27 protein-coding genes and 1 pseudogene are annotated in these 23071 nt (G+C 42.2%); 12 read left to right on the top strand and 16 right to left on the bottom strand.

Features of this window, described 5'->3' with window-relative positions; translation table 11 throughout:
* Window positions 1-67 precede the first annotated feature (67 nt).
* The 4 genes from LMH68_RS19240 (at window position 68) to LMH68_RS19225 (ending at window position 4183) form a co-directional block, all read left to right on the top strand.
* A complete protein-coding gene (locus LMH68_RS19240) occupies window positions 68-1249 on the top strand; it encodes a hypothetical protein (RefSeq protein ID WP_413755758.1) in 1182 nt (393 codons plus the stop codon).
* Window positions 1250-1747: 498 nt separating this feature from the next.
* The gene (locus LMH68_RS19235) at window positions 1748-2440 is read left to right on the top strand and encodes a hypothetical protein (protein WP_229647739.1); all 693 of its coding nucleotides are present in this window, start codon (window positions 1748-1750) and stop codon (window positions 2438-2440) included.
* 142 nt (window positions 2441-2582) lie between these two features.
* The gene (locus tag LMH68_RS19230; RefSeq protein ID WP_413755756.1) at window positions 2583-3281 is read left to right on the top strand and encodes a hypothetical protein; all 699 of its coding nucleotides are present in this window, start codon (window positions 2583-2585) and stop codon (window positions 3279-3281) included.
* Between the two features lie 146 nt (window positions 3282-3427).
* A complete protein-coding gene (locus LMH68_RS19225; protein WP_229647737.1) occupies window positions 3428-4183 on the top strand; it encodes a hypothetical protein in 756 nt (251 codons plus the stop codon).
* A gap of 540 nt (window positions 4184-4723) precedes the next feature.
* Here the strand turns inward: LMH68_RS19225 and LMH68_RS19220 are convergent.
* Together LMH68_RS19220 and radC are read right to left on the bottom strand one after the other, a co-directional pair.
* Window positions 4724-6361, bottom strand: coding sequence for a P-loop NTPase fold protein (locus LMH68_RS19220; RefSeq protein WP_229647736.1), 1638 nt, complete (start codon window positions 6359-6361; stop codon window positions 4724-4726).
* 334 nt (window positions 6362-6695) lie between these two features.
* Window positions 6696-7181, bottom strand: a complete 486-nt coding sequence (radC, locus tag LMH68_RS19215) for a RadC family protein (protein WP_102420969.1) — start codon at window positions 7179-7181, stop codon at window positions 6696-6698.
* Between radC and LMH68_RS19210 the strand changes: the two genes are divergently transcribed.
* Window positions 7180-7563, top strand: coding sequence for a hypothetical protein (locus LMH68_RS19210; RefSeq protein WP_413755753.1), 384 nt, complete (start codon window positions 7180-7182; stop codon window positions 7561-7563). The genes radC and LMH68_RS19210 overlap by 2 nt on opposite strands.
* A 21-nt stretch (window positions 7564-7584) precedes the next feature.
* On the opposite strand, the gene LMH68_RS19205 is transcribed toward LMH68_RS19210, so the two are convergent.
* The 7 genes and pseudogenes from LMH68_RS19205 to LMH68_RS19175 form a co-directional block, all read right to left on the bottom strand.
* Entirely contained in the window at window positions 7585-7902 is a 318-nt protein-coding gene (locus LMH68_RS19205) for a hypothetical protein (protein ID WP_017059568.1), read from the bottom strand.
* Between the two features lie 8 nt (window positions 7903-7910).
* Window positions 7911-8420: a hypothetical protein gene (locus LMH68_RS19200; RefSeq protein WP_229647734.1), complete on the bottom strand. Its 510-nt coding sequence runs from the start codon at window positions 8418-8420 to the stop codon at window positions 7911-7913.
* Between the two features lie 508 nt (window positions 8421-8928).
* On the bottom strand, window positions 8929-9228 hold the full coding sequence (locus LMH68_RS19195) for a hypothetical protein (RefSeq protein ID WP_016799982.1): 300 nt from the start codon (window positions 9226-9228) through the stop codon (window positions 8929-8931).
* A gap of 16 nt (window positions 9229-9244) precedes the next feature.
* Window positions 9245-10018, bottom strand: coding sequence for a ParA family protein (locus LMH68_RS19190; RefSeq protein ID WP_016799981.1), 774 nt, complete (start codon window positions 10016-10018; stop codon window positions 9245-9247).
* Between the two features lie 464 nt (window positions 10019-10482).
* Window positions 10483-10845, bottom strand: coding sequence for a hypothetical protein (locus LMH68_RS19185; protein ID WP_229647733.1), 363 nt, complete (start codon window positions 10843-10845; stop codon window positions 10483-10485).
* A 76-nt stretch (window positions 10846-10921) separates the two neighbouring features.
* A pseudogene (locus LMH68_RS19180) lies at window positions 10922-11154 on the bottom strand (type II toxin-antitoxin system RelE/ParE family toxin).
* The gene (locus LMH68_RS19175; RefSeq protein WP_016799979.1) at window positions 11142-11399 is read right to left on the bottom strand and encodes a type II toxin-antitoxin system Phd/YefM family antitoxin; all 258 of its coding nucleotides are present in this window, start codon (window positions 11397-11399) and stop codon (window positions 11142-11144) included. Before LMH68_RS19175 ends, LMH68_RS19180 begins: the two are co-directional and overlap by 13 nt.
* Window positions 11400-11632: 233 nt before the next feature.
* Here LMH68_RS19175 and LMH68_RS19170 point away from each other — a divergent pair, with 233 nt between their 5' ends.
* Complete coding sequence (locus LMH68_RS19170) at window positions 11633-12205, top strand: DUF2913 family protein (RefSeq protein ID WP_016799978.1); 573 nt, start codon at window positions 11633-11635, stop codon at window positions 12203-12205.
* A gap of 143 nt (window positions 12206-12348) precedes the next feature.
* On the opposite strand, the gene LMH68_RS19165 is transcribed toward LMH68_RS19170, so the two are convergent.
* The 4 genes from LMH68_RS19165 to LMH68_RS19150 form a co-directional block, all read right to left on the bottom strand.
* Window positions 12349-12579 (bottom strand): hypothetical protein, encoded by a 231-nt coding sequence (locus LMH68_RS19165; RefSeq protein WP_016799977.1) that lies wholly within the window; start codon window positions 12577-12579, stop codon window positions 12349-12351.
* A gap of 267 nt (window positions 12580-12846) precedes the next feature.
* Window positions 12847-14013, bottom strand: a complete 1167-nt coding sequence (locus LMH68_RS19160; protein WP_016799976.1) for a replication initiation protein — start codon at window positions 14011-14013, stop codon at window positions 12847-12849.
* Window positions 14014-14698: 685 nt separating this feature from the next.
* A complete protein-coding gene (locus tag LMH68_RS19155) occupies window positions 14699-15121 on the bottom strand; it encodes a phage regulatory CII family protein (protein ID WP_318276423.1) in 423 nt (140 codons plus the stop codon).
* 203 nt (window positions 15122-15324) lie between these two features.
* On the bottom strand, window positions 15325-15537 hold the full coding sequence (locus LMH68_RS19150) for a hypothetical protein (RefSeq protein ID WP_029203682.1): 213 nt from the start codon (window positions 15535-15537) through the stop codon (window positions 15325-15327).
* A gap of 91 nt (window positions 15538-15628) precedes the next feature.
* On the opposite strand from LMH68_RS19150, the gene LMH68_RS19145 reads away from it, so the two are divergent.
* Window positions 15629-16255: a phage repressor protein CI gene (locus tag LMH68_RS19145; protein ID WP_016799972.1), complete on the top strand. Its 627-nt coding sequence runs from the start codon at window positions 15629-15631 to the stop codon at window positions 16253-16255.
* Window positions 16256-16684: 429 nt separating this feature from the next.
* Here LMH68_RS19145 and LMH68_RS19140 read toward each other — a convergent pair whose 3' ends face one another.
* Entirely contained in the window at window positions 16685-17590 is a 906-nt protein-coding gene (locus LMH68_RS19140) for a LysR family transcriptional regulator (protein ID WP_029203681.1), read from the bottom strand.
* Between the two features lie 150 nt (window positions 17591-17740).
* On the opposite strand from LMH68_RS19140, the gene LMH68_RS19135 reads away from it, so the two are divergent.
* The 3 genes from LMH68_RS19135 to LMH68_RS19125 all read left to right on the top strand — a co-directional run bounded on the left by LMH68_RS19135 (window position 17741) and on the right by LMH68_RS19125 (window position 19712).
* A complete protein-coding gene (locus LMH68_RS19135) occupies window positions 17741-18046 on the top strand; it encodes a monooxygenase (RefSeq protein WP_017059571.1) in 306 nt (101 codons plus the stop codon).
* Between the two features lie 83 nt (window positions 18047-18129).
* A complete protein-coding gene (locus LMH68_RS19130) occupies window positions 18130-18504 on the top strand; it encodes a hypothetical protein (protein WP_016800234.1) in 375 nt (124 codons plus the stop codon).
* 470 nt (window positions 18505-18974) lie between these two features.
* On the top strand, window positions 18975-19712 hold the full coding sequence (locus tag LMH68_RS19125; protein WP_016800233.1) for a DNA/RNA non-specific endonuclease: 738 nt from the start codon (window positions 18975-18977) through the stop codon (window positions 19710-19712).
* 412 nt (window positions 19713-20124) lie between these two features.
* On the opposite strand, the gene LMH68_RS19120 is transcribed toward LMH68_RS19125, so the two are convergent.
* Entirely contained in the window at window positions 20125-20397 is a 273-nt protein-coding gene (locus LMH68_RS19120) for a hypothetical protein (protein WP_016800232.1), read from the bottom strand.
* Window positions 20398-20634: 237 nt separating this feature from the next.
* Here LMH68_RS19120 and LMH68_RS19115 point away from each other — a divergent pair, with 237 nt between their 5' ends.
* Window positions 20635-21045: a LexA family protein gene (locus tag LMH68_RS19115; RefSeq protein ID WP_029203707.1), complete on the top strand. Its 411-nt coding sequence runs from the start codon at window positions 20635-20637 to the stop codon at window positions 21043-21045.
* On the top strand, window positions 21045-22298 hold the full coding sequence (locus LMH68_RS19110; protein ID WP_017059572.1) for a Y-family DNA polymerase: 1254 nt from the start codon (window positions 21045-21047) through the stop codon (window positions 22296-22298). Before LMH68_RS19115 ends, LMH68_RS19110 begins: the two co-directional genes overlap by 1 nt.
* 325 nt (window positions 22299-22623) lie before the next feature.
* Here the strand turns inward: LMH68_RS19110 and LMH68_RS19105 are convergent, their stop codons facing one another.
* Entirely contained in the window at window positions 22624-23070 is a 447-nt protein-coding gene (locus LMH68_RS19105) for a TIR domain-containing protein (protein WP_122045054.1), read from the bottom strand.
* Window position 23071 lies beyond the last annotated feature (1 nt).

Raw genomic sequence — 23071 nt, 5'->3', positions numbered from 1 at the left:
ATTCGCCCAATATAGTGTCTACTTGATGGACTATGGGCGACCAAGGGGAAAAACAGTCGAGTAAAATATGGATTTTGGAAAATATAAAGTAACGAGGCATCTCAAGCCTCTACAAGTTCCTAGTAAAGAAAAACTACTTCTCGATGTGTCTAACATTGAAGACAGTTTCACTGGAAGAGCCGATGCTAGTATTGCAAACACCTTCATATTTGAAGCAAGCCACCTGATTGTCAATAGTCTTGCCTTGTTCGAGCAGGGTTATTTTGACTGTGCCTTTTACTCTCTACGTCAGTCATTAGAAGTCGTAATGACGATGATGTACCTCTATGACTCTGAAGAAGAAGTTAGGAAAAGAGAACTAGAGAAATGGAAGTCTGAGCAACATTTTCCAATGTATGCAGGTATGATTAAACACTTGGAATCAAATGAGAGCGAATTTAAGGATATCAAAAGTAAACTTTCAGAGTTTTTTGACGAGACAGAGAAAGTTAAAAAGCGTCTCAATAAGTACGTCCACAAACAGGGTTTTGACAAACTTTATGCGAGTAGAAATCACCCATTAAATCGAATCAAAAACAAATATGGTGATGAAGTATTTGTCGATGAATTTGTTGGATATGTAGAGAGTTGTATTGGGACTGTAGCTGTAATGAGGTTAGCGATAAATCCGATGCCAGTGTTACTCAATGATGAAGAGATCTACGCTAGAACTGGTGACATAATCACTTACCCATACTCTGACGAGTTCATTGCAAAATATATTGGTTTTGATGCAATTGAAAAGTACAAGCAGACATCAATGTATACATTGCACTATGACTGTTTTATGCAAGAAGAGAAGCAAAATGAAGCGGTTAGCTGGGTAATCAAAGATAAGTTTGTTGATGTAAGAAGATCGGATGAAATTCTAGAGCAAGGTCATCTTCTATCACAAGTAGAATTGCTAGGTGTTATTGCGCTACAACATATTGAGAGTGCAACTAAATTTTATACTTGCGGTGGATTCGTAATGTACTTCTCAAATAGAGATACATTAAGGCAGAAGCAAGGATGGGATTCTCGGCAATTTGACAGTTTTCTAGAGGCAACGCCTAGCACTAACCTCCCATTTGATGAGGTGTTTATATCAGCTTTCAAACTCCCAATCGGCGAAATTTTTCTGGAGCATAACGAACTAATTTCGGAAAACGACACTTACAACATTGAGTATCTTATCAGCTCACTTAAACAGAAAAACGCCAGCCTTTAAGGTTTCAAGTTACTTTTCTTAATCTCGGATAAGACTGTAGAAGTAACGTCTCTATCACTCTTTTATCCAAAGCCTTCACAGGCTGAATTTTTACCCGTGGCATTTTCTTGCTCGAAAATGCCCCAAAGTGAGCTAGAGAGGGATTGAACTCAGTTTGAAACCCTGTAACTTGCCTTACTTTTCCTCATGCCTAGAGTTCCAACAATATAGCTAAATGTTCTAATCCACAACAGACTAACCTTCAATCACACTTACGCACGAATATGTTGCTCAACTATTTCTAAGCTATTGAATAATAGAGAACTAAAGGGAAGTTTTTGATTGATAACATGCCTTAAATTGGAAGCAATATGTGCTTGCACGGTTTTCAACTAGAAATTAGATTAAATCTTAATTATATACATAATTTTCAGTTGGTTAGATAGGTTTCATGAGATATGCTGAATACATAAATTCGTGCTGGCACGATATTAAAGTGTTAGTTCTAAGGAGACAACTTTGAGTACGAATAAATCCGATTTGGCAGCAGTGATTGGCAAGGGTGTGGTGGGTGCAATACCATTTGTGGGTCCTTTAGCAGCAGAAGTGGTAGGTTCAATAATTCCTAACCAGAGAATTGACCGAATCGAAAAACTACTGGTTGAATTAGAAACTAAAATATCAGTTAAAGAGCAAGTTAAAGTTAAGGATAAGCTCAACTCAGAAGAGTCCATTGATATTCTAGAAGATGGTTTCATCTTTGCTTCACGAGCTTTATCTCAAGAAAGGCTCGACTACATCGCATCATTGCTTAAAAATAGCCTAACTGAGCCAGAAGTAAAACATATTGAATATAAGCGTTTGTTAGGAATTCTAGGGCAATTAAACGATATCGAAATACTGACTTTAAAGTCTTATGTTTTGTATCAAACTCCTGGAGAAGAGCAGGAATTTTGGGGAAAACATGGTGACATTATTCGTGTACCTCCTGCAGTCATGGGATCTACTCAGGATGAAATCGACAAATATGTTATTCATCAAACTCATAAGAATAATCTTGTAGCTTTGAACTTACTCAAACCTCGATTTAAGAAGCCTAAAAAGGGTGAGTTCCCTGAGTTTGACGATAAGACAGGTATGATTAAGGCATCTAGTCATGAGATTACAAGTTTAGGTCGTTTGTTTCTCCGCGCTATTGATCAGCTTGGGTAAATTAGAACTAACAAGGCAATCAAGGTTGACGCGTTACACTTGGCGGTTTTGGTCTGGAGTTAAGTGCTCTTAGTGGGTTAGTCGTGGCGCACCTTATTGCTGGCGTTATATGCCCGAGAGTGATGAGGGAAAAGGAAGAAAAGTGAATATTTTTTGTAAAATAACGAATCAACGTCAGGAAGATGATAAAAAAACTAAAGAAAACACTGATGTTCCCAACTCTATATCTGATCGTGACCTCAGAAGGTTATACGCTGTTGAGTTTAAGAGTCAGTCTTATGCTTCTTACTACACTACAAGTATGGAGAAAGATAAGAGTATTTTGACCTTATCGGTGGCTGGGATTGGCTTTTCTCTAACACTCTTGAAATTAGCGGAAGTAGTAAATCTGCATGACTTAATCATATTTGTTTTATCCAGTCTTTCCTTCCTTGGTTCTATTTATGCTGTTGTTACAATGTTTGGTAAGAACGCCGACTTCATGATTGATTTGACGCAAGACAAAGATGTGAGTGTTAAACAGTATCAACTGCAACAATTGGATAAAGTAGCAATAAGGTGCTTTTACATTGGGATAGTATTGACGATTATATTAGGCTTATCAACGTCGATAGGGCTCATAAACAAGGAGAAAAATATGAGTGAGAACGAGAAACAGAACGTAATACAAACTGAAGTCAGAGGTATCTCGTTAGAAAGTTTGCAAGGGGCACAACAAATAAAGAAAAGTCTTGCGACTGCTGCCGAACTCGCACCAAGTGAAACAACACAACCAACCTCAAACTCGCAGTCTAGCTCTTCGGCTAGTGGTCCTGCAGCAATGAAACCTGACATAGACTAAAGGCATATACAAAGCATTTAAGAGTGATTCCCAACGCATGGCATTTTTCATTCCATCGTTGGGTTTCGTGTTTATGGCGCAGTGTTTTAGTATCGTGGTAGGGTTGCTCACACCTTTATGCGGCGTTAGTTTTATGGAGAGTGTAAATGAACAAGCGAGCGATAGAATGTGTTTTTGGTTCATTTAGAAATGACTTCATCAATATCAGAAAGTTGGAATGTGATGATAAGTACAAAATTACACTTTACCTGTGTTTGATTGATGGTATTTCTAACTTCTCAGTTCCGAGTGAAAAGAAAAATAATAGAGAGCGGTTTATTAACACCTTGAAGAAGTTCAGTGATTGGACTGATGGAGGGTTAATTAGCATCCAACAACTCAATGCGTTCATTCACTCTGATGTAAAAGACATTGATGAGCTTAAGTGTTTAGCAACTGAAGAAGTGTCTATCTTCGTCAAAAATAGGTTGTTTCCGACAGATAAAACTCTAGCGGTATCAGGTTTTACAGCTATTTCACAAGTAGATATAAAGTCTGATGAGATCATAAGTTTGTGGAATAAATATGCTAGTGATAAGGGTAAGTTACATAAAGCGTACGTAGACCAATTTTCTCACTTTAGTTTGTTATATGAGCTCCGAAATAATTTGATTCATAGTTTCCAAAACTGTTCTGGTGCAAGTTACGGTATCTACAAGGAACCCGGATATAAAGTTGTCAATATTGCCACTAATTCAGAGGAACAACTAGTTTCTGGTCATAGAGTTGAGCTGGTATACCCATTGAGCTTTATTGAAAAAGTTACCGACAGAGTATTGGTAAATACTCAAAGCTACTTTGAGTCTAATGATATTGATGTTTTACAGCATATAGACGAAAGTGAAGTTTGGCGGATGCAATAAAACTAACAAGCATTTAAGGTTTCAAGATACTTTTTCTAATCAGGCAGAAGCTTGTTAGTGCAATAGTTCTAGCACGTCTCTGTCCAAAATCGTCACAACCTGAATTTTAACGCACAGTATTTTCTAGCTCGAAAATGCCCCATTCCTTGTTGGCGAAAGTAAATCACATCAATCTCACACCGATAATTTTCGTTAGATTTCCTAATGCCAAACATGTGTCGAAGACAGAACAAGGACATGCTGATTAAGAAAAGTATTGTTAGTCGTCCCAGTCTGCCACTGACGTCTTCCATTCCAGTTGAATACCTTGCGCTGCACTTCATTGTCAAAGTAAGCCAGTAACGCAGTTTTCAGATGTGCATCAGGCCTGTTTGCAAGTATATTCACCCAATCAACAAAGTCACACAGTTTGTAAAAGCAAAACGAGCGTTAAGGCTTGGGTATCTCGAAAGCTATCGTCGTCTTAGAAGGAAACGACCCTTGCAGACGGGCTGTCAGGTGCAATGTGAAATGCCTTGTCTGACAGCCGGAGAGCATGGGTTAAATGTCCAAAGCAGTACTGAGTTCTACGAGGTCTTTGTAGAATGAGTACCTACTTTCCACACCCTCACATTTCAAACCAAGCGAAACAATATCTCCCTGATGTCTGATGAATATTTCTCGTCGCTTGTCAGACCCTCTTATTGGTTCGGACACATAAGTAGCCGTATCCTTTAGATTTTCTTTTGCTTTGGTACAGACAACTCTCGCAAGCTCTGCATCAAAATGATGAGTATGTATCCTCTCAAACAGGGAGCGAATCTCGATGTCGTAGACCGAATTTTGGAAAGACAAATAGGTCTGACGAACGTCTGAAAATGCGGAATGAGCGTAATCATCAGCATCGACAACGAGCTTCAACGTTACTCCACCCCAGTTAAGTAGTTGATCAAACCTCTCTATTGGCGAGCCTTGGTACTCAAGGTTTTTAGACATCATTGGTACATGCTGAAGCTCGTCATAGAGCTTAAAGTGTTTTTCCTTCAAACACATTAAAACAGCCAAATAATAAACATCTAATGACCTTTCAGAACCTAGGTTATCGACAATGGACACCAGTCGTTCTGTTATTTGAATTGATTCTCTTTCTGATAGTTTTAGTGCACGATAAATGGTTGAAAGGTTTTCAAAGTGGACGTTACCATCCGTAGCTATTGGCCAGATCCCAATTCCTTTTCGGCTCAAAGCGTTCAATGAAAGCTTGTCTAAATCACAATGGACTGACAGTAGTTCTTTCAACGGCATTTTCTTCAGTGCGTATCGTGTATTAAAGAAACGCCCCAGATAGATATCTGCATCAAATCCCTGTCCATAGACTACCCTCACCGCATGCTGAAGCTGCCTTGTATCAGTTGCTACAACAAACACTACGCCTTTAATGTCGAAGATGTGCTTAATGGTTTCCAGCATTTCAACGGCATAGCTAGGGCGACAACGGTCTAACTCATCAATGAAGACAAAGGCTGGATATTGTTTATCCGTAAAACCTTTAACTGCTTCCAACCACTGACTCACACTCTGTTTCAATGCAGAAATGGCTTTCGCCTTGCCTTCATGTTCATCTAACATGTACTGCACAGCTTTAGACGCAGCTGCACTCATGTCCAAAGCATTACCGTCTTCATCCTTGATGTCTGACTCTGCACTTGCTCCTTCTGCGTCATTCATAACAGCAGCAAAATCAATACCGGTAAACTTCTTGGTCACGCCACCGACTACTGCTGGAGCTAGAGCCTTAAATAGACCGCCAGCTTTGCCAATTACACTGATCGCAGTATTGTCCTCAGCTCTACCAGCTTGCTCTCTCAACTGACTTACCATTGATGAAATCACCGTCATCAGCGGGTCATCTGAATAGTCCTGCTGCCATGCATCAACGTAGACAACAGGATGATGTGCTTTGAGGTCTTCTGCCCAGCGTTTAAGAAAGTACGTCTTACCGCTGCCCCATTCGGAGTTCAAGTTGAGTACGTAATTACACTTCTTGTCTTCACCGTCTCTGCTTTCATCATAGCCTTTAGATGCAAGAAAGTTTGATAGGTACTGAGCGTATTTAGCTCGGTTTAGCGTATCTTTGGGATAGTGACCACCATCAATATCGACTGGCTGACTCCAATTAATAACTACGTTGCTTGGCATATAAACTCCGATGCATTTTAACTGTCTGCATGGTCTAACTTTTCATCATAAAAATCAATCTGATGCATATAATTCAATGCAATTACTTGATGGCTGTCGTAATCATGGGTACATCAAGAGTGAAAAAACAGGGAAAGACACAGGGAGAAAAAAGCACAGAGGGTGAGAGAGAGGAAGGGAACTTTGCTGGACAGCTTGTTGCCCACTTTTTCCCATTATAATAACTAATGGATTTTAGTCCTATTCGGTTTTTTGTCCTAAATAGCTTCTGTCCAAAAATGTGTTAAAGGGTAGTCTCCTACCCTGTTTCAATCAGCGGCCATAAGCCGCTTTTTTAAATCCAGCCTCGCTCAGAAAAAGACACCACACACTCAAATGAAACCACGAAGTGGTCCAGTACTCGGATATCAACCAATGCCAACGCATCCGTCAGTTGACGGGTAATGCGTCGGTCAGCTTGACTTGGGGTGGCGTCGCCACTTGGGTGGTTATGATAGAGAATAACCGCACTCGCGTTCGCGGCCAGCGACGCTTTCACGACTTCACGCGGATAGACCGAAGCGGCATTAACGGTACCGTAGAACATCTCTTTGGTGCGCAACACTCGATGTTGATTATCGAGGAAGATAATCCCAAACACTTCAGACTCACAAGCGGCCAAGGACGTTTGACAGAACGATTTCACCAATTCAGGCGAGGTTAATGGCGTTTGTTCTGAGATAATCAGTTTGGATTTGAGAATGCTTGCGGCCTGGTCAAGGATGCCCTTTTCTTCTGATGTGAATAACGAAACATTTGAGTATTGAACAAGTGCTGACATGGTATTTCCTTTCGGTCTTGGTGAGCGTCTGACTGTCCGTACCCAGTTGCAGGTTCTGCAGCGCAAGGGCGCGCAGCGGCGAAGCCTCCCTTGCGTGAGGGTTCTCAAATGGGACGGTTTAAAGGAAGTCGCGACAACAAGCCAAAAGGACAGCCTAAGCCAATATCTCAACCCAAAGTACGTCGCCCAGGTAGAAATGTCCCTTCCCCACCAAGAGAGCACCCTGCTGGTTACTCGACTTGCGCCACTCGATAACCTTGGCTACTTAGGACAAGACCGAACAGGGCGTTGCTCGTCTAAAAACACGAACCGCTTGAATACCGCAAACAGTTGGAATATCGAAACAAAATTCAGACAGATTGATGATCTGATGAGTATTTGAGCCGTCACGCATCTGCCGACTTTAGTCGTCATACAGACAAGAGAGTAAAGCCTTAGCCGACGTGCGATGCTCAGAGGTTGTTCCTATCGTCCTTTCTGCTTTCTTTGCGTAGCCGTAGTCTTCTCGCATCTGTTTAATGGTGGTAGTCAGGTCACACACACTGATACTCACCCCCTTGCCTCGGTTGCCTTGCTCTAGTATTAAGGCGTCGGTATACCCAAACTCATTCACCAAAATTTCATGAACCTTGACGGCCTTTACGGTGGAATCAAAGTCGGTCGAATTCACCCAAATCACGTGCATGGATATGTCAGCGGATACTGTAGAACGCACTTTCATGTGACCCCCTAAGCGCCAAAACGCACATCAAAACAAAACCCTGAGCACTTAAACGTCCCCTCTCCCGTTGTCACAAAGCGCAACGCGGGAAACACAGAACCGTAAGTGGTGTAAAGAATGATGTGATCCACTCGCTCGTGAAGAAACCATTCACCAAAGCCAGCACCATTTAATTCGATGAAAAAATTACGGATTTCATGGAAAGCAAAACGACGCGATCCCAATAGCGGAAACTGCTGCTTGATAGCTTCAACGAACCCTTGGTCTTTTAACGCTGCGATATCAGCCTGCTGCTCTGGCGACTGGCGACGACTGAACATTTTCAAACGCTGGATTTTGGAAACCCAATCAGACTTTCTTTTCGCCTCATCACGACACTTTTTGACTTGAGAGCGCAACTTCAATACCGCCAAAGGACTAGAGACATCATTTTTTGGTGAGCTTTCGTGCCCCAGCGGCGAAACGCTGGTCGATGAATTTGAATTAGAGAGAGTTGGGGTTGAGTTTTGTTGCGCCATGAGAGTTTCCTTTCTGTTTGAGTATCACTTTTCGGAGCCGCTTGGCTGTCCGCTCTCTCAACATCGTTCTGCTTTGCAAGGGCGCGCAGCGGCGAAGCCTCCCTTGTAAAGCAGGTTGTGGGGAGAAACGGTTAACAGCCTGCATGCCCGAAAATGATGCGAGTGAAAGAAAATCGGCGCATAAGAAAACAAGCCCTTACACGAACTTATTCGAAGACAGAGAGAACAACGAGGAGGAAACGACAAGGCGCTATGACTCTTAGGACAATAACGGGGTTCAAACAAGGCCTAGCTGCAGGGGAACCAAGGCAACGATAAGAGTCATGATTAAAGACACGTTTAAAGTGTTAGTCTTTACAAGGAGAGAAGGCCCAGAACAGGTAATAAGACGCTTCAAGTGTCATGTTCATCCGTGCTAGAAGTTAAGTCCAAACTAAGGCTCTATGAAATGTCTTAAAATAGATACAGAGCCTTAAAAGCAAATATGTATTACATAGGTAATACATATTCAATTCATTTTATTAATCAACTCAACGAGCTCTTCATCATCTATCTTGTCTCGATATAAAGCCAAAGCTCGGTACAGTTTCGCTGCAGACACATTTCTCTCTGTCTGCTCTTGCAGATTTGCTACCCAATCGGTTATCCGTTCTTTATCAGTAAGTGACATTCTAAGAGTCAGAGGAGGCACCATATAAGATGTCGTCACTTTCTTTTTGACAGTCGTAATTCCAGTCGACTTACTTGAACCTTCGTTCTTGTCAGTAGAGATAGCTGTTATAGCTCCTCGTTTTTTCAACTTGCTCATATGTATTACCTATGTATTACATCAAATTCAAAAGAAACGCAGCCAGTTTTCGGTAATCGTTATTAACAAGAGATCCCGATTTATAAAAGCGCACAGGAGAGGAAACGGCATTAGCTTGTCCAACATGCTCAGAACGACGGACAGATACTGGTAGCAATTTATCTTGTACTACCTCCAATTCCTCATCAATGAACTCATTAATAATAGTGTTTCTTGAGTCGACCTCGTTCCTCAAGATCAGATAATTGCCTTCATCCTCCTTAATTTCATAGACAGCTTCGAGTAAAGAGCTAATGCCGTCTAATGAAAATGCACCTGAATCTACAGGGATCAAGATAAGGTCTGAAGCCTGGATTGCGTTAAGAGTCGTTAGGGATAAGTTTGGTGGAGTATCAAGAAGAATGAAATCATAGGTATCACCTAACTTCGCTAATTGCTTTTCTAAAATTCGTTCACGATTAATCTTTGTCAGTGATGTTTCGATGACACGTGACAACTGAACATCAGCGGGAACGACATAGAGGTTTTCAATAGAGTTCCCATTAATCTGTGCAGGTTGAATTAAATCGACAATGGACACAACTTTAGGCTTATCAAACAAAGCAGCCACCGTCTCTTCAAACTTAAAATCACGTTGTCCGGTTAACGTTTTAGAGCAGTTCCCTTGAGGATCGAGGTCAATAACTAACACTTTTCGTTTTCGTGCAAGCTCAGCCCCTAAATTGACAAGAGTCGTGGTTTTTCCAACGCCACCTTTTTGGTTCGCCGCGCTGATGATCTTAGTTTTCATAATAAACACCTCATGTATTACATGTGTAATACACAATAAAAAACAAAAAGCACACTGTCAATGTATTACATATGTAATACACTTTTTCTATCAACACTTAAAGTTATTCCCCCGTTACCAGTCGATGATGTCAAGACACTAAAAATCCTAAAGAAAGTGACACCAGCCGCGAGATCACTATCCGTATGAATCAAGTTATTAGGCTCCTCACCAACCAAAACTTCTTGGTTAAGTTAATCCCAACACTAGAATCAAAGTCAGTTCTGAAATTGAAAATATTGTGACTACGACGGGGGACACTGTTTAAGCATGAATCGGATTCATCAAGTCCCGACGCGCCATCGATATTTGGAGCTATCTGACTCACACCAGAAAGACGCGAATTTAAACCCAAAGAATGGCTAAGTTTTGCCTACTGGCGTGATGAGCAGCGCCAACTGGTTGAACGCCACGACAAGATTGAGTCACCCACTGGGCAGAGTCATGGAAGTGAAATCCCACTGTTCATTGTGGCTGTTTGTAGAAAGGTGTTCCCAAAAGAAAATACCCATAATGAATGAGAAGCCCATTGAGTCTTCTACTCTTAACACGACATCGCCCTGATCTAATAACTCGCCCATCGCTTGTTGGTAAGCTTCTTCGACGATGGTTTGTTCCCAAATACGCTCGTATTCGGGTAAGACTTGTTGTCTAGAGATGGTCGACACCCTGAAGCTTAATGCGCCCTCGATACGATGTCGTCGGCTGGTGATCAGTTTAACCTCCGTCCATGAAAGTACTGGTTTGGCGAGGCGCCTAGATTGGCGTTCCTTTTTCTTTTTCGCCATACTCGAGTCTTAACGGATGTAGACCATCAGCTTATCAGAGGTGGCACAGACGCTTGACTGTTTGCTCATACAAAAATCAACATAAACCTTGCTCCGCGCGCATCACAAACAAGATGTACACCTTGTCCCCGTCTTGCTTGCAAAAAACACGACAAGGGTTGACCACAACTTCTCGGTAATTGAGGTGTTCAACTTTGTCGAAAATATTTTGAATCATCTGCTTGGCCGCAACCAGATATTCAAGGGCAATGTATTTCGCGATATCCTTGAGGTCCGATCACGCGGCTCACTCCAAATCACTTCAGCCATTTTGACATCTTGTCCTTAGCTTCATCCTGACTCAAGGACTTGCCTTGTGAAATGGCGCGCTCACCACATGCGATCCCTTCAAAGATAACCAAACGGTTTTGCATAAAATGATAGTCGTCCACATCAACCAAATACGCAGAAGGTTTACCGTGTTCGGTGATTAGCACAGGTTCTTTGGTGTCGTGTAAGTCCGCTAGGATTTGGGACGCTTGACGCTTGAGGGAAGTAACGATCTCGACTTTCATAAGAGTAACTCCAAAATAAGAGTAATAAAGTGATACTGTCGTATCACTTTCAAGGTGCCAGGTTTAGCGCAGAGATATTGAGCGTTAAGAATCACTCTTAAGTCATGCTTCTTATGAGTAGGAAACTCACTCAACAACACACAAACAGCAAATGGCGTCACTTGGGTTTCGGCCTTAGAGCCTTGCTATTCTTGTGATAAGATACCCTCACCAGAAAATAATCGATGTGAACAATGTCAGAACATTCATACCATCAACTTCTTAAGTCGACCTTCGAAAACACTCTTCTTCACCTTTACTTCAAAGTAAAAACTTCCAGTCACTTTGTTAAAGAAGAGCAACGAAACAAGATCATCATTGACTTCTTAAAGCCAAAAATCAAACAAGCTCGATATAGCCTTATCAAGAAAAAGCTTAAAACTGTTTGTTTGATGAAGAGTAAATTTGGCTCAATCGAAAAACACTTAGAAAGCGTTTTATCTCAATATTCAGCGATAGAGAGCAAAAACGACGTTGATAAGCTTTATGCCTTGTTAGAACGCTTTGAGAAGAGCGGATTAGAAACAAAACTTATTGAAGAGACCCCTAAGCAGGAAATGGACGTTGTTTATATCGACAGAGCACATATTGATCATTGCTTCGATAATGAAAACCGTCAGATTGCACCCATTTCGCTGTTTATACATACGAATGAATTAGACAGATTCACTAAGAGCTTAGCAACCCAACCTTATTTCACATATGAGTTGTGCCAAGCAAGTGAAGAGTTGAATAACTATCATTACAAAGTCCACCCAATTAGCTAACCATACTGCTTATCACACACTGTTTAGCCTTAACTAGTCCAAGACTCTTGTGAGTGCTTACCTGTACTTTTCCATCAATTGTCTATCCTGTACCTTAGTAATTGTCCCACAGCTATATGAAGCGCCAACTAACACAACCAAATCTAAAACGTTGGGCACTTCCAGCCCAAATCAAGATGTGTTGTACGCGATTTACCAAGCGGTACTACCGTCCTTTTTTCATCACAATCAAGGCCAATCTTTTGATCTTCTAACAGTAAGCTGATCAGATATAAGCCTAACGCTGAATGATCTTGGCCATTCGTCTTCACCGCTACGGCTTCAACAATGAATTCAATTCCTGTTGACAGTGTCTCTTTATCTTTAAAAGACATAACTCCTCCCTTAAGTTACTGTGTAAATATACAGCAATATGGAGCGGGTGAATCCATATTTAAACAAATTGAGACATCAATCACATTGAACAGGGTCATGTCGACTCACCCTTAGAACACATTTCATGTCTTTAAAAAGGAGCTCGCGGACAAAAAGTAAGAGAGGAGATGATCGGGTGTCCAATAAATGCAACCTAGTCTCAACTCCATAATTGAATTTACTAAGGGACCTCGTTTTTAGTCGATAGTTACTCATTATTATTTAACTCAAGGAAAAGCCGACTCAAGCACCGCCTTCTTTTTCCCTACTTCATACTCCGCCCTCTCTAACGTTATAGGGGCAGATATCTGATGAACAGCATAATTACCACGAGGCTCTGGCCCATTTCGCCTACTTTCGGATAAAGCAGACTTGACCCATTCAAACAGATAGACGTAACGACTGACGGTCTGGCGACACAAGTTCGCCTTACGCGCCACCAAACCAATCGTGAGCTCCTGATTTTTGCGTAACAGAAACAGACAGGCGCGGATAATTCGGCGAGTGGTCTTCGTCCGACGAAGGTTATGAGTTCTTCTGGCCGCTCTACGCTGCCTTTCCTGTAAACTTAATCCACTATCCAACCTCATCACACCTCGCTGGCAGTCTGACCGAGCACAATATTTATCCCAGGTCCAACGAGAGACGCTTTTTACCACCGCTAACACCTCACTGCATGGCAAAGACGGCTTACCCACCAAATTGGCATTATTGATATGTGCAAAGCTCTCTACACGGCCTTTAAAATTCGTATAGCTGCCCTTTTCCCTTTCTTCGTCGACGATGTCATAAGCGAACCGGCGAGTACGTTCAAACAAAGTACAATTCCGGGAATAAGAAACGTCACTCTCTTGACGAAGCCACGGCCGCGTACTCTCCAGTTCAAGCGAATCCGCTAACTCGTTAAGTTCATAGACACTGCGGTGAAGTTCGGTTGTCTGCCACCAAGGATGAAAGGGCGTTTTGGCAACAGGCCCTGAATAACTCAAGTCCGCCTCCAATCGCAAGGCTAACGCGCGATAAATGGCTTTGAGGTACTGAATGGGTTTGGAGCGAGCCTGATCACTGGTGCAAACCGGTACAATGGCATAAAAAAGGTGGGCTTTATTACTGGTACGGTTTCGGACAATCATATTGGGGGGCGGCAACCCTTCATCTTGCCAAATGTAGGGATTGGGGAAAGCTCGGTGTTCATGATCAATATCGAAAACCATCCACGCCTGCATCTCTTTTCGATTGACCTGCATATAGGGCCATCTGACGGCGTAGTTTCGAGGTCGAATTAGCATCGCGGTTTTGTTGTCACTGCACCTCGACAAATAAGGCGCTTCCTCAAGCAACCGGCTCAAACACGACATAGACGAAGACGCAGCGTATTCAGAATGAGCCGTCATCGGCTCGCCCTCACCGTCCCTTGTCCACGTTGACTTCCTGACTCGCTCTGGATAAACACCCTTTCCAAGGCCTCGTACGTTACGACCGAGTTGACGCTCTTAGTGGCGCCCAATAAGCCTGTCGAACCTGATGAATCCTTTCCATTCAGGCGTTCAATTGTTAAGTGTTCGTCATTTCCCCTCACCCCGCTTTTCACAGGACAGCGGAATGCATCACGCCATTGGTCTTCGCTCACTACCGCTAGATAGAAGACCGCTTCTTGGCTTATTTGAAGCACCTTACCGCCTATGACCGCCCACTCATGATTATTCATCACGTTTTCCTTGGCTAACAGGCTCTCCTTTGGGAGCAGCCAATGACGTTACTCAGGCTAAGGACAACGCGTTAAAGCCAACGCTGTCTGATTCTTTGCATTCGCTTTTCAAGACCGAATAAACGAATTCGCAGCCGTACTTGTTCAAACACCCGATTCGAATGCCTTAATTGATACGTTAACCTCATCCACTCAACCAATAATGGCGAAAGTTGACGGTCACATAACTCGCGTCGGATGCGCCTGATATAGCGAAGGCCTCTTCGCTTATCTTCCTCTGTTAATCCATGACCAGACCTTTCAGAAGATGGCTTATGATCCGGAGCAATGAGCATCACCCCTCCGAATGAATACTTGAAACTGATATACCACTAGCGCCCACCTTTCCGCCCTATCGCTTTGAGCAGACCAACACCTTGATTCAGTTTTTCCAAACTATTGAGGAGCAAAACCTGACCGCTGATATTCGCGTGTACGGTCTGAACAATCTCATATTTCTGTGCCCGAGTAAGCCTAGGCTTTCCTGCATACTCCAAAGCCATTCGAGACAACTCACCCGAATGGGTCGAGCTCTCTAGTGCGCACAAAACAAAGGCATCATCGGTAGTGTTGGGCGGTATATAAGCGGTGACCACCCCAAGTCCAAGAAGTAAGCTGTTTACAATAATGTGATTACCGCTCACTTTGGCGAGAGTGATGGCTTCAACACAACTCAGGACATGAGGCTGATCAGGATTAAGTTTATTCCGCAGCATGGTCGGACTCATCCCTATGACCTCTGCCAGCCTAGCCATATTCTCTGACCTAGCGAACACGCAACACGCCTCATTAAAGGCCCCTTGTTTTGTGCGAGAAAATTCGCCTATTGAGTCAATTCCGTTCATAACCAATACTCAATTGAAGAAAGACGAGATGACAACGAAACTCCAACCAAGAATGTTAGCCCCAACGGACAAAGCTCTTTGGTCGAAGTTATGAAAGATAAACGCATGGCTATTTACCCCATTCTCTCCAACGTTTCACGCGTTGCCATTTCTAGCAACATGACCATATTGATGAGAGGGGTTTCTTTACCTTTTGCTTTAGTTTTAATAGGTAAGCGACCATCAGCTACCCAATCCATGATGGTGCGTTTCGGCATTCCGGAGAACTGAGAGTATTGGTCGTACGTCATGAAAGGCGTATTTAGGACTACTTGATATGAGAGCATAATGATATCCTGCTTGGTCATTGAATGTTTAATTTCGGAATGACGAGTTGCACCCCACCATTTCGAACTCAATTGCGATTATTGATCACATATGAATAACAAGCAACTTAAAATAGACCAAATATCGTATTTGGGAGGTAGAGATATTATCAAGAAGTTGATAGATATCACGAATTCAGACCGCCAACAGGACGTAGCAGACGTATTTGGCATCCCAAAATCAACAATCGCGACTTGGCGACAGAGAAACCTTACTCCCTTTGAAATTGCAGTAAGGACTCATTTGAGCACTGGAGTCTCACTTGAATGGTTACTTCTAGATAAAGGCGAACCGTACCCTAAAACACCAACCCAAAAGCATATTAATAAGAAGAACGAATCGAAAACTCTTTTCGATATCGACTGTTTCTCTATTGACGACGGTAAATTGGTTGGGAAAGGGATACTTGCATTCGATAAAGCTCTTCTAGACGAGTTAGGTGTGAGTAATGTAATAGCAATCAAAGATGGAACTACTACGTTCCTTATAAATAAAGAATCTCACCATGCAGTAAGCGGTACATACCTAGTTGATATGGACGGCCTACTCTCGCTAAACGACATCCAGCGCTTACCAGGCAAAAAGCTAGCCATCAGCTTTAACGGTTCGATTCTAACCCTCGAAGAAGATGAAGTAAGGGTTGTAGGTAGAGTCGCGTTAGTGATAGAAAAGCGTTAACTGTTACACTCATCTGTTTGAGAGCCCTGCAGCTAATTTGATTAATAGCGTCACCGATACTTAACGAGCCTCTTATCACCCTCCCTCGTGGGGAGTGGCACTTGCAAAGACAAAGACTGCCTTATGGCAGTCTTTGGGTCAGTGTTGGTCGTTGTGCAATCTCTAAGTAGTCCTGAAACATTTTTGGACAAAAATGAGCTAGTTACATTACTAAATTAGAGAACAATGGATTATCTAAGGTATTGCAATACTACTAATCTGGAGACCAAATCTCGTTAAACATTACACAAGAATAACTTTGAAACTCTTCGAACACGATAGCAACGAGTTGGAGGAAGAAAGGCTTCCCTACACTGGTGAATGTGGCGTGCTATTCTTGAACGGTCTCCCGCCTCGCTAGTTTCAAATCGAACTTGATTTGGAAGTTGCTCAGGAGATAGAAGGTAAGGGTGAGGCTGACTCAAGAAGCAACTCATAAAAACGTTTTGTCGCAGGCCCCGTTTTTATCCCTTTAGGTAAAGTCAGATGCAATGGAACATGATAGCCACTGCCATTTTCCACATTCAGTACCGTTAGTTTCTCACTACCTCGGCTATCAACAATATGCTTAGGCAGCCTGCAATAGCCCACCCCCTGCTCTACTGCACCAAAGGCATGGTCGAAATTATCAACCGTAATGCGCTGACTCGACTTTAACCAGCCCACATCTTTTTTCTCGCCCAGTTTTTCAATCGAGCCTAAATCTCTCACCACAATTTGTGGCAGCGACGAGAGCTGGTTGAGCGATATAGACGTCCCCCTAGTTATCGGATGCGAACTCGCCACAACAGGCTCCATCTTGGTAAAACCAAAGGCTTCTGCAGGGTAATTGATTATGGGTAGATTAATGATGGCAACATCAGCCAGTTCTTGAATGACCATTTCAGTGGTCTTCGACAGTGATGTTTCTACCACTTGTATCGATGTACTGTTGTTCTCTGCCATAAAATTAGCCATCGGCTTATAAAGATGCTCAAGACAGCACAAATGATCAACTGCGACTACTATTTCTGACTCAACCCCCTTTGCTAACTGCTCACTGATCAGCTCTAGTTCTCGCGCTTGTTCCAGCATGCTGCTAGCCCTGCGCAATAACGCTTTACCGTCTTCAGATAACACCGTTCTTCGACCTTCAACCTGAACCAACGACACGCCTAGTTGACTTTCCAGTTTTCTCAACGCATAGATCAGCGTGGTATGGCTCTTATTGAGTTGCAATGCCGCTGCCTGAATGCTACCAGCACGATCTATCTCATGGAGTGTTTGCCATTGGTCGAGGGTGGTCTTTAATCTCATTGGTCTAAAATCCTGACATTTAATGGCAATATTATGAACTTTCCAGTCCATTTTTTAAAGGTAATATCTAAACAGGCAATAAAGCCTCCTATGTTTGCGATATGACAGGAGTCTCAGCGCAATACCAAGTATCTGTTTGGAGAAATAACCATGAAATTATTACAAGTCGATTTTGAATTTAACGGCCCATTTGGTGAAGAGATGTCGAACGCACTCGTTGGCCTAGCAAAGTCTATCAACAATGAATCGGGGCTGATCTGGAAAATCTGGACTGAAAACCAAGCCAAAAAACTGGGTGGTGGAGTCTACCTTTTTGAAGACCAACTCAGTGCAGAGACTTACCTAGCAATGCATAGCGCACGCTTAAAAGAGATGGGCGTGGATAAAGTTCGCGGCGTGATTTTTGACGTGAACCAACCATTAACTACCATTAATAAAGGCCCAATCAACGGCTAGTTCAACCGTTCATTCCTGAGTGAAAATAAAAATAGTGAAATGAAAGAAGAAATAGCAAAAGACACGAAATAGAGATAGACCAAATGAACAATAAAATGTTTTTAAGCCTACACGGCATCATATACGCAGGGTTTGCCTTAGCGCTGTTTTTCTTACCCACTGTCATGTGGCCAATGTACGGTGTAGAGATCAATGATAAATACGCGTATTTTCTCTCTCAGCACACCAGTATCTTTCTTGGCGGCATCGCAGCGATAACTTGGTTATTACGAGATATTGAAGCGGGGCTCAGCGCCAAAAAGCTCATCCTAGGTTTGGTTGTAACCAATATGCTTGGGGCGATCATCACACTGTATGCGGCTTTCACTGGTATCTTTGTTGGCTTTGGTTGGACTGATCCTGCGTTTTTCCTTTCACTATCGGTACTGAGCGTGTTGCAGGTTCGTAAGCAAGTTTAAACGGTTATTCAGTTCGGATAAGCACAAACAAAAAGCACTTGGTATATGCCGAGTGTTTTCGTATTCAACCAATTTATCAAGACCAAAGTTAAGTTCACTAAATAAGCGGAAATCTTGATGTCTAGCTTAGGTGGTAAAGCCTGAACTTTAGAGGCAATACATGTATAAGAAAACTTAGGTCAAATCTCATACCGTAACTCGTTATGTAAATCGAACGAAACCCATTTCGGGCAAAAGTTACTCAGACGAATTGGGCAACAAGTGAAGAGCCTTTTTCTTGTGGCACTAAACCACTTCTGTACACAGTTAATCCTCAACTCGAAGACCGAAATTGTGAAAAACGTCAGAATAAGGAAGCTCACGAGGAAACCAAATGGGGTCTTCCCGTTTCAGAAACGTTAACCCACTCTACTTCTACCGTTTTGATAGTTATGCTAAATTTGAGGCGAAGCTCATCTAAAGGAATGACAATGAAAGCATGGATAGCAATTACGGTGCTAGCCTCAGGTATTTTGAGTGCTGCTGAATTTCGGACGCCAAACTGCCCAATTGGCTGCCCTAGCCTAGAAATTGACGGTAATGTTGTCATCTTTGAGCGTTTATACACGCTCTCTCAAAACAAGAAAACACAATTTGCAGATTGGGTCGCATATGAAGTCGATATTCTTAACTTCGGAACAACAACTAATCGAACTTGGAAAAATAACCCTCTACTTGTTGAAGCTGAGCGATTAGAGAAAGGTGATTATACTGGGGCTTCAAGTAAGCTCAATGTTGACCGTGGGCATCAGGCTCCCTTAGCCAGTTTTGTCGGCAGCCGCTATTGGCCTACTCTTAACTATTTGTCGAATATCACTCCCCAAGCAAAAGACTTAAACCAAGGCGCATGGAAAAACTTGGAAGAAGCAGTTAGGGATGCCGTTGGGTTTCGAGAGAACCTGTACGTTATTACGGGGACTCTCTACCGTAACGAAATGGATACTTTACCAAAAGCTGATGAGCCTCATGCAATACCCTCGGATTACTACAAAATTGTGTACGACGAGAAAGGAAATTCTGTAGCCTTTTTCATGAACCAACACACAACCAGAGATACAAATTACTGCACTAGAAAGCTGGCAGTATCAGAGTTGAGATCAATCGTTCCATATACCCTGCCAAGTGGTTTAGCTGATAGTAATGAAATATTGGAACGTTTAGGTTGTTGAACACTAAGGTTGTTTGGGCTCGAATTGCTCAGCTCAGAACATGCTCGAAGTTGTAGCTATGCCGCGCTTCCATTTAACTATCCGACTTCCAACATGCTGTGTAACTACGAATCAGTAATTAAGCGATTTAATCCACTACAACAAGTAGCTCTTCATAGGATTGAGTTACTTAAATTACCTTAGGAACAACCATGAGCTACGCTCATGAACTAATAGAGGTCTTTCAAAGCGTAGCTTTGGGATGTTTTCATGGGGGTCACTTTTACTCTATATATAATATTAGGGTGAAAGTGACCCTATACATTTAGACCATTTCAAATTAGCAATCCAGTGATAGAACTAACAAGTTATATGGATGACTGTACTAATGAACTGTCCAGGCGACTGCATTTTTGAACACCAAGCTACAGATCTAGTGAAGTGGATGACTTTCAAAGTTCATTACGTGAGTGACAGCAATCGCAAGTATGAGTTCGTCATACTGAGTAGTTAAATCAATATCGGTTAAAACGATCAGCAACAACAAATCGGGCTCCGATACATCGTTCATCAAATGCAAAGCTATATCGTCAGAATCGACCTTCATCACAGCTTGAGTCATCAATACAAACAACTGGTTTAAACAGCTATCGCAATGAGCATTTGCGCGATGGATATACTCTAGAAAAATTGATTTAGTATTCATACGTACAGAATAATAAAAACACTCACAGTTAAAGTATTGGAATAGACTGCCATCATGTGAAGAAAATCACGATGCAGTCGCTCGCATACCTAATGGGTTCGAACAAGCTCAACTTTTAAACGTACGCTTTGTTAATTCGAACAAAAGGTTAATTAAACCGCACTTAGTTTTACAAACATTGACGGCCCTAGAACCTATACTGTATATTTATACAGTATAGGTTCTTAGGTCGTAAACATGCACATTCTACCGCTTTCTCCATCCAGTATTTCTTGCTCTCTTACCTCCTGGGAATCACCAGCAGCTGAGTATGTTGAGCTTGGTGTTTCACTGGATTCTGTCTTGGTAAATAACCCCAATGCTACATATCTTGCTTATGCTAACGGAGATTCCATGGAAAGAATTGGCATCTTCAATGGCGACTTGTTAGTCATCGACAGAAAGCCACAAGCTCAGCATTTTGATACCGTTATCGTCAGCTTAAATGGTGCATTTATGTGCAAAATCCTTGATCTGCATAACAGGCTTTTGCTGTCAGCAAATCCTCATCACTTACCTATTGAGATCCATCCAGAAGATGCCTTTGCTATTGAAGGGGTTGTGATACGTTCTATTCGTCTACATAAACCGTTGCCTGAGTTCATGTAATGTTTGCTCTTATAGATTGCAACGCTATGTATGTCGCTTGTGAACAAGTATTTCGGCCTGATTTACGACACCTACCCTGTATTGTCTTATCAAACAATGATGGTGCAGTTGTAGCAGCAAATCGGTTGGCAAAAGAAGCTGGAGTCAAAAAGTTTGAGCCCTATTTCAAGCAAAAAACACTCATTGAAAAGCGTGGTGTGAACGTTTTTTCATCAAACTATGCTTTATATGCTGATCTGTCTGCAAAAATGATGGCAACAATTACGACGTTCTCACCAAGGAGCCATATTTACTCAATAGATGAATGCTTTTTAGATATAAGCCGTTTTTCACATGTTGAGTCAGACTTAACCTCTTTCGGTCAACGAATTCGTCAAACGGTCTGGAAAGAATGTCGACTGCCCGTTTGCTTTGGTGCGGGTGATACTTTGACACTATCAAAAATGGCAAACAGAGTAGCCAAAGTTGATAAAAAGTTGAATGGTGTCTGCATCATTGATTCTGAAGACAAACGCCAACAATATTTGACATCACAACCTGTATCTGAAGTTTGGGGCGTTGGAAGGCGATTGACACAACGTATGAAGTTGATGGGGATTGAAACAGCTCTAGATCTTGCGAATTTAAGTCCTGAACAAGCAAGGTGCTCTTTCAATGTAGAAATTGAACGCACCGTTCGTGAGTTAAATGGCCACCCTTGCAAAGTTTGGGACGAATGCAGAGCGGACAAACAACAGATATTTAGCACTCGCAGTGTCGGCAACCGAATAACATCACTTGAAGAGCTAAAACAAGCCCTCGCCTTTCACGCTGCCACAGTGGCAAGAAAAGCACGTAATCAAAAGAGCTCATGCGCTACTCTCATGGCTTTTGCCAACACATCACCTTTCGATGACATACCACAAAACTTCAAAAAAACCTGCACATTTGAATTTCCAACTAATGATACAAGTAAGTTGACTAAAGCAGTGACGTTGATGGCAACTAGGTTGTTTAAGCCAGGTGTCAGCTATTACAAGATTGGCGTAGGTGCGATGAACCTAGTATCCGATCGGCAGCGTCAACAGGACTTATTTTCCGAACCTGACAACCCAGCATTGATGCAAGCCATAGATAAACTCAATAACAAGTTGGGGCGAGATTCGATATTCCTAGCCGCTCAGGGAACTACACATGACTGGGCTATGAAGCGCAATTTTTTATCACCACAATACACGACAAAGTTAAAAGACCTACCGAGAGTACTTTGCTAATAAATGATCTGAAGAGTCGAAACCTATTTTTATCAAACATTTGGACACTCTTTCGAGCTAGGAGGTGCTACGGGTAAGAATTAAGCCTGTGACGGTTCTGGACAGAAGTTTGCCAGCGGTTATGCTAATTTAGTCTGTTACGGATAACTTTTAGTAATCTATATAGTCTTATCACGACAGCGCTCGCCTTGAGAAATTCATCGAGGTGGGATCACCGCAGGAAAAGATCGCACAATTTACTTATATAGAGGCATCGGGCTTGTTCAACAACCGGATTAAGTACTGGCTTCGCAGCGCTTAATCCTTATTTGTTATAAGCAATAAATTAGCGGCCAGCAGCTTTTGCAGCGGTTTCGATCCAAGTCCCCATATTATTATACCCATCGTCCTTGTTCCACCTATAAGACTTATATGAACTAGTAAGCATCCAATCTCCTTTGGTTGATGTCTTGCCGTCTTTGTTCTTAATTTTACTTATATCGATTTCTAATAAACCTTTTCCAAGCTCAATACTTTTTTCGATTTCATATTTCACCCATTTACTCTTACAAGTCTTTGAGCCTACTAAGACAACTGTTACGGAGCATCCACTCAGTTGCCCATCAATCCACTTTTTTATCTCGGCATCAGTTTTCTTTTTTACTTTTTCCCACTCAGCAGAGTCGAAAAAACCAGCGCTCTTTCTATCTTGAGTAACCCAACTGTTTCTTACAACATTTGCACGCCAGTTATCTTCTGAAAACTGAAAACTAAAAAATGCTTTTCTAGCCATA

The sequence above is a fragment of the Vibrio sp. F13 genome (assembly GCF_020806305.2).
Taxonomy (GTDB): domain Bacteria; phylum Pseudomonadota; class Gammaproteobacteria; order Enterobacterales; family Vibrionaceae; genus Vibrio; species Vibrio crassostreae_C.
This window is presented reverse-complemented; position numbering and strand designations above follow the sequence as displayed.